The organism is Vibrio sp. 2132-1, assembly GCF_033344315.1.
Genome location: NZ_JAWPON010000013.1, coordinates 63,263 through 76,665, shown reverse-complemented (window position 1 = coordinate 76,665; position 13,403 = coordinate 63,263). Strand labels below are relative to the sequence as shown.

Here is a 13,403-nt window from a genome sequence, read left to right as displayed (position 1 = left end):
CATGATTGAACGCGGTAAATACCAATCGCTGACCATGGTCAACTGGAACGGCTTCTTTGCCCGTACGTTTGACATCGATGGTCTGGTCACCACGCTATCAGGTGGTAACGGTGCAGGTAAATCAACCACAATGGCGGCGTTCATCACCGCATTGATTCCTGACCAAACGCTACTGCACTTCCGTAATACGACAGAAGCAGGCAGCAGCCAATCGTCTCGCGACAAAGGTTTGTACGGTAAGCTACAGCCGGGCGCATGTTATGCGGCGCTAGACGTGGTGAACTCACGTAACCAACGCCTATTGTTTGCAGTAAAACTACAGCAAGTTGCGGGTCGTGATAAGAAAGTAGACATCAAACCGTTTGTGATCCAAGGTCTTCCAAGCCATGTGAAACCAACGGATATTTTGGTTGAAAGCGTATCTGCGACTCAAGCTCGTGTACGTCAAATCAACGAAGTAAAAGAATCGATCGCGGAATTTGAAGGCGTTCAGTTCAAAGCGTTCTCTTCTATCGTGGATTACCACGCACAAATGTTTGAATTCGGTGTGATTCCGAAGAAACTGCGTAACTCTGGTGACCGTTCTAAATTCTACCGCCTGATCGAAGCATCGCTTTACGGTGGTATCTCAAGTGCGATTACGCGCTCGCTACGTGACTACCTTTTGCCACAAAACGGCGGCGTGAAAAAAGCGTTCCAAGATATGGAATCGGCGCTGCGTGAAAACCGCATGACGCTAGAAGCGATCAAAACCACGCAAGCAGACCGTGACTTGTTCAAACATTTGATTACAGAGTCGACCAACTACGTGGCAGCGGACTATATGCGCCATGCCAACGAGCGACGTAAAAAACTAGAACAGACATTGTCTTTGCGTTCAGAGTTATTTGGTTCTCGCGAGACCTTGATTGAGCAAAACAATCTGCTTAACCGCGTTCAAGAAGAGCTGGAACTGCTGATCGAATCAGAATCTTCTTTAGAGCAAGACTACCAAGCGGCTTCTGATCACTTGCAACTGGTGCAAAACGCGCTGCGTCAGCAAGAGAAGATCGAACGCTACCAAGAAGATCTTGAAGAGCTGAGCGAGCGTCTTGAAGAACAAATGATGGTAGTGGAAGAAGCGCAAGAACGCGTGATGATGGCTGAAGAGCAAGCTACCGTTGCAGAAGAAGAGGTGGATAGCCTTAAGACGCAACTTGCTGATTACCAGCAAGCTCTTGACGTTCAGCAAACTCGCGCCCTTCAATATCAACAAGCAGTTCAAGCGCTGGAGAAAGCGAAGCAACTACTTGGCGATGACAGCCTAACGGCGGAATCGGCTCAAGCGCTTGTCTCTGAGCTTAAGAACAAAGAGTCAGAAAGCACCAATGCGTTGCTATCGGTTAAGCACAAACTGGACATGTCTTCTGCAGCGGCAGAGCAGTTTGAAACCGCGCTTAAACTGGTACAAAGCATTGTTGGTCAAGTTGAGCGCAAAGACGCGTCTGAACATGCGAAAACCGCAATTGCGAAAGCGCGTGAGTCACAACAAATCGCACAAAACGAACAGCAATGGCGAGCACAACACCGTGATCTCGAACGCAGCCTTAACCAGCAGCGTCAAGCACGTGAACTGGTTGCTGAATACAAAAAGCAATATCACGTTGAACTAACCGATGAGGTTACGTTTGAACAAGAACGTGAACGTCATGCGACGCAAATCGAATCACTAGAGATAGCTCAAGAAGAAGTTCGTGATCAGCGTGGTGAACAGCGCCGTCTAGAGCAAAACGCGGTGGCAGAAATTAGTAAGCTTGAAGCAATAGCACCAGCTTGGATTGCGGCGAACGATGCGCTAGAGAAACTGAGAGAGCAGAGCGGTGAAGAGCTTGAGGATCGCCATGCGGTAATGAACCACATGCAAGTTGTCCTTGAACAAGAAAGGGAGCTGTCTTTAGCTAAAGATAAGCTTGCTGAGCGCCGTAGCCAGCTAGACGCTGAGATTGAGCGTCTTGCTTCTCCTGGTGGTTCAAATGACCCTCGCCTGAAAGGTTTGGCAGATACGCTGGGCGGTGTATTGCTGTCTGAGATCTACGATGACATCACGATTGATGACGCGCCTTACTTCAGTGCGATGTACGGTCCGGCTCGTCACGCTATCGTTGTTTCTGACTTGTCAGGCATCGAAGAAAAACTGGTAGAGCTAGACGACTGTCCAGAAGACTTGTACATCATTGAAGGTGACATCGATGCCTTTGATGACAGCTCGTTCGATGCAGAAGAGTTAGAGGGCGCGGTTTGCGTTCGTATGAACGATCGCCAAATGCGTTACTCTCGCTTGCCTGAGATCCCATTGTTTGGCCGTGCGGCACGTGAGCAGCGTCTAGAGTTGCTGCGTAACGAACGAGAAGAAGTGGTAGAGAAACACGCGAAAGCGGCGTTTGATTCTCAGAAAATGCAGCGCTTGTACCAAGCGTTTAACCTATTTGTGTCTAACCACATTCAGGTTGCTTTTGACGCCGATCCAGAACAAGCACTGGCAACTATTCGTGATAAGCGTAACCAAATTGCTCGCGTGTTGGCGGATCTGGATGCGAAAGAGCAACAACAACGTTCTCAGCTTCAAACCAGCAAGCAAGCGTTGTCTTCTCTGGACAAGCTAGCGTCACACATGGTGCTTGTTGAAGATGAGTCATTGCAAGCGCGTTTTGATGAGCTAGAAGAGAAAATCGCTCAGCTTGCAGAGGCAAAAGACTTCTTAAACAACCATGCAAAAGCCGTCACGCAATTAGAGAATATTGCGTCTGCGCTTGATGCTGACCCAGAGCAATTCGATGCACTAGAAGCAGAATACAAAGCGGCAGACGAGCGGCTACAAGATCTTAAGAAGCAAATCTTTGCACTCTCGGATCTCGTTGAACGTCGTCACTACTTCGCTTACTCTGATTCAGTAGACCTACTGAACAAGAGTAGCGAACTGAGTGAGCAGCTAAAAGCTAAACTGGTTCAAGCTGAACAAATGCGTACTCGCTCTCGTGAAGAGTTGAAGCAATCGCAAGGTCAAATGAACCAATACAACCAAGTATTAGCTTCATTGAAGAGTTCACACCAAGCGAAACTGGAAACGGTTCAAGAGTTCAAACAAGAGCTTCAAGAGTTTGGCGTGAACGCTGACGAAGGTGCAGAAGAGCGCGCAATGCGTCGTCGTGACGAATTGCACGAGCGTCTACACACGTCTCGCAGCCGTAAGAGCGAATACGAGCGCACGATCACCTCTACTGAACTAGAGATGAAAGGCTTGGCAAAACGTCTGAAGAAAGTTCAGAAAGAATACGTTGAGCTGCGTACGTTCGTGGTTGCTGCGAAAGCTGGCTGGTGTTCAGTACTTCGTCTGGCGCGTGAAAACGATGTTGAGCGTCGTCTACACAAGCGTGAACTGGCTTACATGTCAGCGGATGAACTGCGTTCGATGTCGGATAAATCACTGGGTGCGCTGCGTCTAGCGGTTGCGAACAATGACGACCTGCGTGATGCGCTGCGTCTATCAGAAGACAACGCTCGCCCAGAGCGTAAAGTTCTGTTCTATATTGCTGTATACCAACACCTTCGTGAGCGTATTCGTCAGGATATCATCCGTACTGATGACCCAGTTGAAGCAATCGAAGAGATGGAAGTCGAGCTGGCGCGTCTAACGGAAGAGCTAACGCAACGTGAAAACCGTCTAGCGATCAGCTCTGAGTCGGTAGCGAGCATCATCAAGAAGACGATTCAGCGTGAGCAAAACCGTATTCGTATGCTGAATCAAGGCTTGTCGAACATTTCGTTTGGTCAGGTGAAGGGCGTACGTCTAAACGTGAAGATCCGCGAAAGTCACGAAGTGCTACTGAACGGTCTAGCGACACAACAAGAGCAGCACAAAGACCTGTTTGAATCGACTCGCTTTACTTTCTCTGAAGCAATGGCGAAACTGTTCCAACGCGTGAACCCACACATCGATATGGGTCAACGTTCTCCTCAAGTTCTGGGTGAAGAGCTACTGGATTACCGTAACTACCTAGAGCTAAGTGTAGAAGTGAACCGTGGTACAGATGGTTGGCTACAGGCTGAGTCTGGCGCGCTATCAACAGGTGAAGCGATCGGTACCGGTCAGTCAATCCTTCTTATGGTTGTTCAAAGCTGGGAAGAAGAGTCTCGTCGTCTACGCAGCAAAGACATTGTGCCTTGTCGTCTGCTCTTCTTGGATGAAGCCGCGCGTCTGGATGCGAAATCGATCGCGACATTGTTCGAATTGTGTGACCGTCTGGATATGCAGCTTCTCATCGCGGCACCTGAAAACATCAGCCCAGAGAAAGGTACGACCTACAAACTGGTGCGTAAGGTGTTTAAAGACCACGAGCACGTACACGTAGTTGGTCTGCGTGGTTTTGGTCAAACGGATAAGCCTAAGACTGAAGCGCAAGAGATGATTGAAGAGTTTGAATCGTAAACTCCGAATCTAATAAAACGCCCGCAATGAACGCGGGCGTTTTTGTATCTATTTACGAGGTAGGCTTCGAACAACATAAGACAAGCCGAGACTGTAGGACGGCAGTCTCGGCTTATTAGCGGAACTTCACGAGGAAGCGACGTTTATTCCTCTGGAATATCGTCCCTGACTTCGATCATTTCAGCAAGCTCTTCGAGTGCTTGGACAGAAAGCTCAGACAAGCGTTGTAGGTGTTGGTCTAAGCTCTCTTGTTCTTCAAGCTCTGGTTCATCATTATTTGTTTCTTTTATTAGCATTTCCCAACCTCTCAAGTTGAGTAAGGGGAGCTCTCATCATACTCAAAAGGCAAAGTAGAAAAGAAACGATCTATGTTGATTTTGTTAGCTCGATCATTGATTCAACTTATATATGAGAAGGATGTGTTTAATAAGGAGAGCAAGTGCAAGGTTTTTGGATGCGGGAACAAAAACGCCAGTAATCATGACAATTACTGGCGAGTAATAACGAACATTATGTCGGAGGGTTAGAACAACGGCTTCACACCGAACTGCTCTGCCGCGTAAGCGACGCGTTCAATCGGTTTTGGATACTCAGCAGGTGTGCCAAGGCTCTCTATGTGTTTCAAACGAGGAAGCAAGCCTGCACCATTAGCGATTTGGATTGCCAGACCAGGGCGAGCGTTAAGCTCTAAAACCATAGGTCCTTCATCTTTATCCAGCACCATATCCGTACCCATGTATCCCAAACCTGTCATTTCCCAGGCACTTGACGCAAGCTCCAGCAAGCGCTCCCAATGCGGTACTTGAAGGGTCGAAAGGTCTTTACCTGTATCAGGGTGATGAGTCACTGGATGATCGAACTGCACCGCTCTGACGGCTTTACCTGTCGCGATGTCAATGCCTACTCCTACGGCACCTTGGTGAAGGTTTGCTTTGCCGTCGGAAGCCGCTGTAGAACAGCGCATCATCGCCATAACTGGATAACCTTTAAATACGATGATCCGAACATCTGGTACGCCTTCATAACTGAAGCCATCAAAACAGTCATCAAACTTGATTAAGTTTTCAACCACAGCAACGTCATTTTTACCACCAAGAGAGAAAAGGCCAGCAAGCGCATTACTAATGTGACGCTCGACCTCATCCCTACCAATTGTAGAGCCGGAGGGTTTGGTATATACCCCGTTTTTATGAGACGTAACAACCAGAATGCCTTTACCGCCACTACCTTGTGCAGGTTTGATCACAAAACCAGGCCAGTTCTCAACCATTTTGTGGATAGTCTTAACTTCAGCTTGGTTATGAATGACACCGATCAGGGCAGGAACTGTTGCTCCTGCTGCCTGTGCAATAATTTTGGTCTTTAGCTTGTCATCGACAAGTGGGTATTTAGAACGATCATTGTAACGGCCAATATAGCTGTGGTTACGCTTGTTCATCCCCATAATGCCTTTATGGCGAAGCTTAGACGGCGAAGTAAAACTTTCGAACATCGTTTAGTCCTCCGCTAGTGGTTTGAAGCGTCGTAGCTCAGTGAGGCGGTAACCTGTGTAAGTACCTAGTAATAGAATACCGGCCAGAACAATCAACTGTAGACCAATGAAGTTAAAGGTTAAGTGTTGAATGTATGAGTTCGTCATTGCAAGGTAAACTAATACCGCTGTCAGCAATGAACCACCACCTTGCAGAGCAACTTCCTTCGCACCTTCTTCTTCCCATAGGATTGACATACGTTCAATCGTCCAAGACAAGATGATCATAGGGAAGAAGGTAATTGTTAGGCCTTCCGTTAAGCCCATCTTAAACGCAACAACGGTGAACACCGAGATGATCATAATAACGGTAATAATGACCGCAGATATCCTTGCTACCAGCAATAAGTTCAACCTAGACAAATAGCTTCGAATAATCAGGCCTGTACCTACAATTAGCAAGAAACCGACAATACCCGTTAATAGTTGAGTTTGAACAAAAGCAACGGCAATCAACACAGGCATGAAGGTACCGGATGTTTTCAGGCCGATAATCACACGCAAGAACACAACGATCAGAGCACCAATAGGGATGAGCATGATGGTTTTGAACATCGCTTGCTCTTCCAAAGGTAAGCTATGAATTGAAATATTCAGTAATCCATCTGCTTCTATTTTGTTGTTTGTAGCTTGTTGTGGTGTCATTTCTTGCTTAATCATCGAGAAATGCACTTGGCTATTTTTACCACCAACAAGGTCAAGTAAGGATACGTTTGATTCATCCCACACTAACAAGTTGGGTTTCACTGCTTTTTGTTCGGATTTTGGTGAAAACAGTACCCAATCTTTACCTGACCAAACCTGAACCATTGGTTGAATTGTTTGGCGTCGACGACCATCTTCTAGTTCGATAACACCGACGGTTTTGCTTTGTATACCTGCGGTAAGCAAAATATTATGCAGTGCATCAGTACGGCTGAAATCGTTCAGTAGTAGCGACGAGTTTTGGCTATCTGGGTCATTAAGCGCTTTGATAAGCTCACGAGTAAACGTCACATTATCGGCTGAGCGACTCATCGCACGTTCGATAAGGGCATTTGCCGCTGCTGCTTGTGGTGCTGATAGCGTTGGTGGCGTAATGTCTTCCGTTGGCGGTAAAGGAGTGACTTTAGCCTGAGGGTCTACTAAGAACTGGGCTTTGTAGTATATGGTTTGTGGCCCTTGAGCTTGGCGAATTGACCATTCTGCACGACGGCCTGAATCGTCATTGATGTAGGAAACGCCATAACCTGATGAGGAAGCAGATTCACCGATAAGTGTGTAACCACTTTGTGTATGAGGGGCTGCAAGTGACGCTTTTACTTCGTTGCCGTTAGCATTGAACTCAATACGAGCTTCTACATCCCATACCTGGCGAGTTTCGCCTGGCGTCCAAGGCACGCCGTAGTTTTCATGTCTGAAAACACTCAGAGCAATGCCCGCAATCACCAATAAGATGATAGAAAGGTAAAACGGTATTTTTGACGTCATAATCTACCTTATTATTTTTTATCTTCGTCCGTTTGGATATAGGTACGACTTACATCGACAAGTGCTATGTCGCGCATAAATTCTCTACCCAGTAAAATAGGATGGTTCATATGTGAGCGATCTGCCAACGTAAATTGCGCTTTTTCATGAATTTTTCCAACGCGCACCCAAAGTTCTACCACAGCGCGGCGTTCTAACTCTTCACTGGTAACCTGGCGGATTTTGACGTAGCGAATGACAGGAGCTTCGATCCAAGTACTTTTCTCTTCTTCGGATTTACTGGTGTCTGCTAAGTGGAATCGGACCCATTTTTTGCCATTTCTTTCGAACTCTTCAATATCAACGGCATTTAAAGACGACGTCGCGGCACCAGTGTCGATACGTGCATCAAAAGTTTGCTTAATCGACTCTACAGTGACCTTTTCGATAGAGCCAAGGACAATATCGTGAGTTGGGGTTGGTTCCACAGGAGCGGGAGATTGGACAATAATCGGTTCTTTCGGTTTTTTTACTTCTGCCATTGCTTCATCGCGAAATGTAAGAAGTTCAACCTGTAGTTTATCGACTTGTTCTTCAAGGCTGTCGATATAGTCCGATTGGTTGCTGAGCTGTAGCTCTAGGTTGGTAATGCGATTATTGACATTCGCTTCTGAATTTTGAATCGCCGCTAACGTTTCTTGGTGGTACTGTTCGCCTTTGGTTAGTGAGCATCCAGATAGTAAGGCGATGGCAACAATCGGGGTCAATCGTAATAACATTGAAAACCTTGGGATTGGATTAAGTTGTTTATTTTTTAGGAGTTTAGCTTATATCGATAAAGCCTCACAAGTAAGAATGTTTCTCTATTACTTATTGTTTGAGGAATAGTGATGAAAAGCCAAAAATCAAGGACATAAAAGCGCATCCTTATTTAGAGCGTGCTTATATTTTGACGTGAAAAATGGATTCAAAAAACAAACTCGCTCATTACGAGGAAAGAGGGTAATGTCTTAACTCGTAAAATGAGTTAAGACAATGTCAGGAATCTCAGCGAATTATGATTTGCGAGCGACAAGAACCGCGCGGCGAGGGGCAGGATAGCCTTCTACAGTTTTGCTTGGGTCGTTCGGATCTAAGTAGTCAGGTAGAGAGTTATGCGTCATCCAATCTGTGGTACGTTGTTCGTCTACGGACGTGATGTTTTCATCAACGATACGAACATCTTCAAAACCGACCAATTCTAGCCACACTTTTAGGGCTTTTGCTGAAGGGAAGAAATAGACATTACGCATTTGCGCGTAACGAGAAGTCGGGACCAGTACTGCATTCTCATCACCTTCAATCACGAGTGTTTCCAATACGAGTTCACCTCCAGATACCAATTGATCTTTTAGTTGCACTAAATGATCGAGAGGCGAGCGGCGATGGTAAAGCACGCCCATGCTGAATACCGTATCGAACGCTTCTAACTTAGGTAGTTGTTCAATACCCAATGGCAATAGGTGTGCACGTTGGTCATCGCCCATTAGTTTACGAATTGCTTCGAACTGAATTAGAAACAGGTGAGATGGATCGATACCGACAGTTAAGCGTGCACCTTCACCTAGCATGCGCCACATGTGGTAGCCGTTACCACAACCTACATCGAGTACGCTGCGATTCTTTAATGGAGAAATATGTGGAAGCACGCGGTCCCATTTCCAATCACTGCGCCACTCAGTATCAATATGGATGCCGTGTACGTGGTATGGGCCTTTGCGCCAAGGATGGAATGTACGAAGTAAGCTTTCTAGCTTTTTAAGTTCCCCTTGAGGCATCGGCTCATTGTTTGAAATCGTGACAGAATCAACAATGTCGATGTTGTCCGGTCTACCCGCTGGGATTTTGTTCAGGGCTTTCAACCAGCGACCAAAGTCACCGTGCTCTGCATTTTGCCAATCCGTTAGCTGTTGCGGAAGCACATTAAGCCAAGGTTGAAGACGAGTGTCTTGGGCAATCAATTGGTAGAAATTTGCAAAGTTAAACATAGTTAGTCATCGCTGAGTTGATGGGTATAAATTATTAACAAAAGCCGAAATCGGTATGGTTCAGGCTTGGTATGCATGGTCTATTTAATCGCGAACATGGAGCCGAAGTTAAAGCATTGGAACCAAACGTCGTAGCTAGAAAAGCCAATTTTAGCGAAACGCTCTTTATGTTCTTTCTTTGAATCTGGGCGCATTACGTTTTCTATCGCGCTGCGCTTTTGGCTGATTTCTAGTTCGCTATAACCATTCGCACGTTTAAAGTCGTGGTGAAGGTCAATTAACAGTTCGTTCGACACTTCATCTTCGAAGACGAACTTCTCCGATAGAATCAAAATGCCGCCCGGACGAAGGCCAGCGTAAATTTTTTCGAGCAAGGAGTAACGATCTTCTGGAGAGAGGAATTGCAAAGTGAAGTTCAACACCACCACTGACGCGTTTTCAATTTCGATATTGCGAATGTCTGCTTCTACTACATCCACAGGAGTGTCACTGCGGTAAGCGTTGACGTGAAGTTTACAACGCTCAACCATCGCAGGAGAGTTGTCCACTGCGATGATTTGGCAACCTTCTTGTTTGATATGGCGACGCATAGACAATGTTGCAGCACCCAAAGAACAGCCAAGGTCATAGATGTTTGAGTGAGGTTTTACAAAACGCTCTGCCAGCATACCGATTGCAGAAATAATATTGCTGTAACCCGGTACCGATCGTTGAATCATGTCAGGAAATACTTCCGCTACGCGTTCATCGAACGTGAAATCCCCAATTTTATCGATTGGAGCCGAAAAAATAGTATCTGGATTGCTCTTAGGGTTCATAACTAAGTCTCTGCATACAAGCCGCCTGAAAATGTCAGGCACCAAAAAAGGCGCGTATTTTATGGGAATTTCGCGCCTCTGTCATGTGTTGCGTTAGAACATCTGTAACTGCGAGTTGCCATCGTCAGCTGGGAAAGGTGATAACTCAGGGAGTGTGATACGCTTTTGTATGTCTTTATATAGGTTTGCGGCCAACTCTGGCGCAATTATATTGTCTGCGGTATGGATCATGACATATGGCTGTTTACCTTCGGCAATCCATTGTGGCAACTTGTTGAGCCATGGTTTAAAAAACTCGTAATTTTGTTGTTCTTCTGGATGACCAATAAAGCGAATCAAAGGATGTGAAGCGGTAGCAATGGCGTGAACAGGGACTCGTGGTTTTTTCATTTGTGCATCAATAATCGCCTCATTGTCGGGCTTAGCGGCAAAGACTGGGCGGCTATCCATAATAATGCGGTCAATATTATTCTCTACTAACCATTGGTTAAGTGCTCGCTCTTCTTCGCCTTTGGAGAAAAATGCCATATGGCGAACCTCAACACCGAGAGGGAAGTTAGGTGGAAAGCTCGCGCAGAACTTTTTCAGTCGATCAAGGTGCTCAGGACCGAATGCGGCTGGTAATTGAATTGTCCATTGCCCCACACGATCATGCAAAGGCTCCATGACTTTCATGAAGTCTCTCAGTTGTTCGCTGCAACCTCTTAGCATTTGGTCATGAGTAATGGCTTTAGGAAGTTTGAAAGTAAAGCGAAAATCATCGTGGGTTGCGGTTCTCCAGTTTTGCACTGTATTGAGCGTCGGTGTGGCATAAAATGTCGTGTTGCCTTCCACGGTATGAAACACTTGCGCATACCTTTCTAAACGTTCAGCGGGCTTTGTCCCGCTGCCGTAAAAACTTTGTTGCCATTGGTTGTGTGACCACATTGTCAATCCAAGTCGAAGAGGTAAGTTATCCATTATTCTTTACTGCTTGATACTCGTGTGAATACTTTACGAGAGTTTTGCTGAAATAGGTAATTTCACGCTATAATCCTCCCCAATTTTTTCGCTTTGGTGCGCTTTTGAACATTTGTTGTACTAAAAAGCACCAGTGAATGATAAAACACACGTAATTGTATGTTGAGTAGTCGATTTTCGTGGACATTCAGCGTATAACTGAATCTTTACTCTGCTTAGCAATGAGGCTGACAGAGCGTAGTTAACAACATTTGAGAGATTGGGAATTTCATTATGCGTACCCATTACTGTGGTCACCTGAACAAGTCCCTTGCAGGACAAACTGTAGAACTTTGCGGCTGGGTTAACCGTCGTCGTGATTTAGGCGGTCTTATTTTTATCGATATGCGAGATCGCGAAGGTATCGTTCAGGTAGTTGTTGATCCAGATATGGCAGATGCGTATGAAGTGGCTAACACACTTCGTAATGAATTCTGTATCAAGCTAACTGGTGAAGTTCGCGTTCGTCCAGAAAGCCAAGTAAACAAAGACATGGCAACAGGTGAAGTTGAGATCCTTGCGAAAGGTCTTGAAATCATCAACCGTTCTGATGTTCTGCCTCTAGACTTCAACCAAAAGAACTCTGAAGAGCAACGTCTGAAGTACCGTTACCTAGATCTACGTCGTCCAGAAATGAGCGACCGTATCAAGCTACGTGCTAAAGCGTCTAGCTTTGTTCGTCGTTTCCTAGATGACAACGGCTTCCTAGACATTGAAACACCAGTACTAACAAAAGCGACACCAGAAGGCGCTCGTGACTACCTAGTACCTAGCCGTGTTCACAAAGGCAGCTTCTACGCGCTTCCTCAGTCTCCACAGCTATTCAAACAACTTCTAATGATGTCTGGTTTTGACCGTTACTACCAAATCGTTAAGTGTTTCCGTGATGAAGACTTGCGTGCTGACCGTCAACCAGAATTCACTCAGATCGATATCGAAACGTCATTCATGACGGCTGACCAAGTTCGTGCAACGACTGAGAAAATGGTTCGTGAAATGTGGCAAGAGCTACTAAACGTTGACCTAGGTGAATTCCCAGTAATGCCGTTCAGCGAAGCGATTCGTCGTTTCGGTTCGGACAAGCCAGACCTACGTAACCCACTGGAACTAGTAGACGTTGCTGACCTAGTGAAAGACGTTGAGTTCAAAGTATTCTCAGGTCCAGCAAACGACGAAAAAGGCCGCGTTGCCGTTATTCGCGTTCCAGGTGGCGCTTCTCTGACTCGTAAGCAAATTGATGGCTACGGTGAATTCGTTGGCATCTACGGTGCGAAAGGTCTAGCTTGGATGAAGGTTAATGACCGTGCAGCGGGCATGGAAGGTATCCAATCTCCAGTCGCTAAGTTCCTAAATGAAGACGTGATCAACGGCATTCTAGATCGTACTCAAGCGGAATCTGGTGACATTATCCTATTTGGCGCTGATAAAGCGGGCATCGTTGCAGAAGCAATGGGTGCGCTACGTTTGAAACTAGGTAAAGACCTAGAGCTAACGGATGAGTCTGCATGGGCTCCACTATGGGTTGTTGACTTCCCAATGTTCGAAGAAGATGACGAAGGCAACCTACACGCGATGCACCACCCATTCACATCGCCTCTAGGTGTGACTGCAGAAGAGCTAAAAGCAAACCCTGCTGCGGCAAATTCTAACGCTTACGATATGGTTCTAAATGGCTACGAAGTGGGCGGCGGCTCTGTTCGTATCCACAACGCAGATATGCAAGAAGCCGTATTTGATATTCTAGGTATCACACCTGAAGAGCAACAGCTTAAGTTCGGTTTCCTGCTTGATGCGCTGAAATTCGGTACGCCTCCACATGCTGGTCTTGCATTTGGTCTAGACCGTCTAGTAATGCTGCTATGTGGCACAGAGAACATCCGTGATGTTATCGCGTTCCCTAAAACAACAGCAGCGGCGTGTCTACTAACAGACGCACCAAGTATTGCGAACCCAGCAGCGCTAGAAGAGCTAGCAATCGCAGTAACTGCAGCGAAAGAAAAAGACGCAGAATAAGCGCACAACATTTGAAGAAAACTCCCGCAACTGCGGGAGTTTTTGTTTAAATAAACCCAAGAAACTTCCAAAGCAATTTCCCAAGCAACGCTTTTAGAACA

At 46.2% G+C, this 13,403-nt stretch carries 9 protein-coding genes; 2 read left to right on the top strand and 7 right to left on the bottom strand.

Annotated elements, in window-relative coordinates:
• Position 1 precedes the first annotated feature (1 nt).
• Entirely contained in the window at positions 2 to 4,465 is a 4,464-nt protein-coding gene (mukB, locus tag R8N47_RS15695; RefSeq protein WP_064353760.1) for a chromosome partition protein MukB, read from the top strand.
• A gap of 143 nt (positions 4,466 to 4,608) precedes the next feature.
• On the opposite strand, the gene R8N47_RS15690 is transcribed toward mukB, so the two are convergent.
• The 7 genes from R8N47_RS15690 to R8N47_RS15660 form a co-directional block, all read right to left on the bottom strand.
• A complete protein-coding gene (locus R8N47_RS15690; protein WP_005378381.1) occupies positions 4,609 to 4,761 on the bottom strand; it encodes a hypothetical protein in 153 nt (50 codons plus the stop codon).
• A gap of 227 nt (positions 4,762 to 4,988) precedes the next feature.
• Positions 4,989 to 5,957, bottom strand: a complete 969-nt coding sequence (locus R8N47_RS15685) for an alpha-L-glutamate ligase-like protein (RefSeq protein ID WP_005378387.1) — start codon at positions 5,955 to 5,957, stop codon at positions 4,989 to 4,991.
• A gap of 3 nt (positions 5,958 to 5,960) precedes the next feature.
• Entirely contained in the window at positions 5,961 to 7,466 is a 1,506-nt protein-coding gene (locus R8N47_RS15680) for an inactive transglutaminase family protein (RefSeq protein WP_005378389.1), read from the bottom strand.
• An 11-nt stretch (positions 7,467 to 7,477) separates the two neighbouring features.
• Entirely contained in the window at positions 7,478 to 8,224 is a 747-nt protein-coding gene (locus tag R8N47_RS15675) for an ATP-dependent zinc protease (protein ID WP_005378391.1), read from the bottom strand.
• Between the two features lie 276 nt (positions 8,225 to 8,500).
• Positions 8,501 to 9,472, bottom strand: a complete 972-nt coding sequence (cmoB, locus tag R8N47_RS15670) for a tRNA 5-methoxyuridine(34)/uridine 5-oxyacetic acid(34) synthase CmoB (protein WP_005387902.1) — start codon at positions 9,470 to 9,472, stop codon at positions 8,501 to 8,503.
• Between the two features lie 80 nt (positions 9,473 to 9,552).
• Entirely contained in the window at positions 9,553 to 10,290 is a 738-nt protein-coding gene (gene cmoA, locus R8N47_RS15665; RefSeq protein WP_017635063.1) for a carboxy-S-adenosyl-L-methionine synthase CmoA, read from the bottom strand.
• Positions 10,291 to 10,383: 93 nt separating this feature from the next.
• Positions 10,384 to 11,217 (bottom strand): DUF72 domain-containing protein, encoded by an 834-nt coding sequence (locus R8N47_RS15660; protein WP_230850612.1) that lies wholly within the window; start codon positions 11,215 to 11,217, stop codon positions 10,384 to 10,386.
• A 306-nt stretch (positions 11,218 to 11,523) separates the two neighbouring features.
• Between R8N47_RS15660 and aspS the strand changes: the two genes are divergently transcribed.
• Complete coding sequence (gene aspS, locus R8N47_RS15655) at positions 11,524 to 13,302, top strand: aspartate--tRNA ligase (protein ID WP_064353747.1); 1,779 nt, start codon at positions 11,524 to 11,526, stop codon at positions 13,300 to 13,302.
• The last annotated feature ends 101 nt before the right edge of the window (positions 13,303 to 13,403 follow it).

Coding starts and splice junctions, on each gene's coding strand:
- mukB (WP_064353760.1), top strand. CDS start 2: ATGATTGAACGCGGTAAATACCAATCGCTGACCATGGTCAACTGGAAC.
- R8N47_RS15690 (WP_005378381.1), bottom strand. CDS start 4,761: ATGCTAATAAAAGAAACAAATAATGATGAACCAGAGCTTGAAGAACAA.
- R8N47_RS15685 (WP_005378387.1), bottom strand. CDS start 5,957: ATGTTCGAAAGTTTTACTTCGCCGTCTAAGCTTCGCCATAAAGGCATT.
- R8N47_RS15680 (WP_005378389.1), bottom strand. CDS start 7,466: ATGACGTCAAAAATACCGTTTTACCTTTCTATCATCTTATTGGTGATT.
- R8N47_RS15675 (WP_005378391.1), bottom strand. CDS start 8,224: ATGTTATTACGATTGACCCCGATTGTTGCCATCGCCTTACTATCTGGA.
- cmoB (WP_005387902.1), bottom strand. CDS start 9,472: ATGTTTAACTTTGCAAATTTCTACCAATTGATTGCCCAAGACACTCGT.
- cmoA (WP_017635063.1), bottom strand. CDS start 10,290: ATGAACCCTAAGAGCAATCCAGATACTATTTTTTCGGCTCCAATCGAT.
- R8N47_RS15660 (WP_230850612.1), bottom strand. CDS start 11,217: ATGTGGTCACACAACCAATGGCAACAAAGTTTTTACGGCAGCGGGACA.
- aspS (WP_064353747.1), top strand. CDS start 11,524: ATGCGTACCCATTACTGTGGTCACCTGAACAAGTCCCTTGCAGGACAA.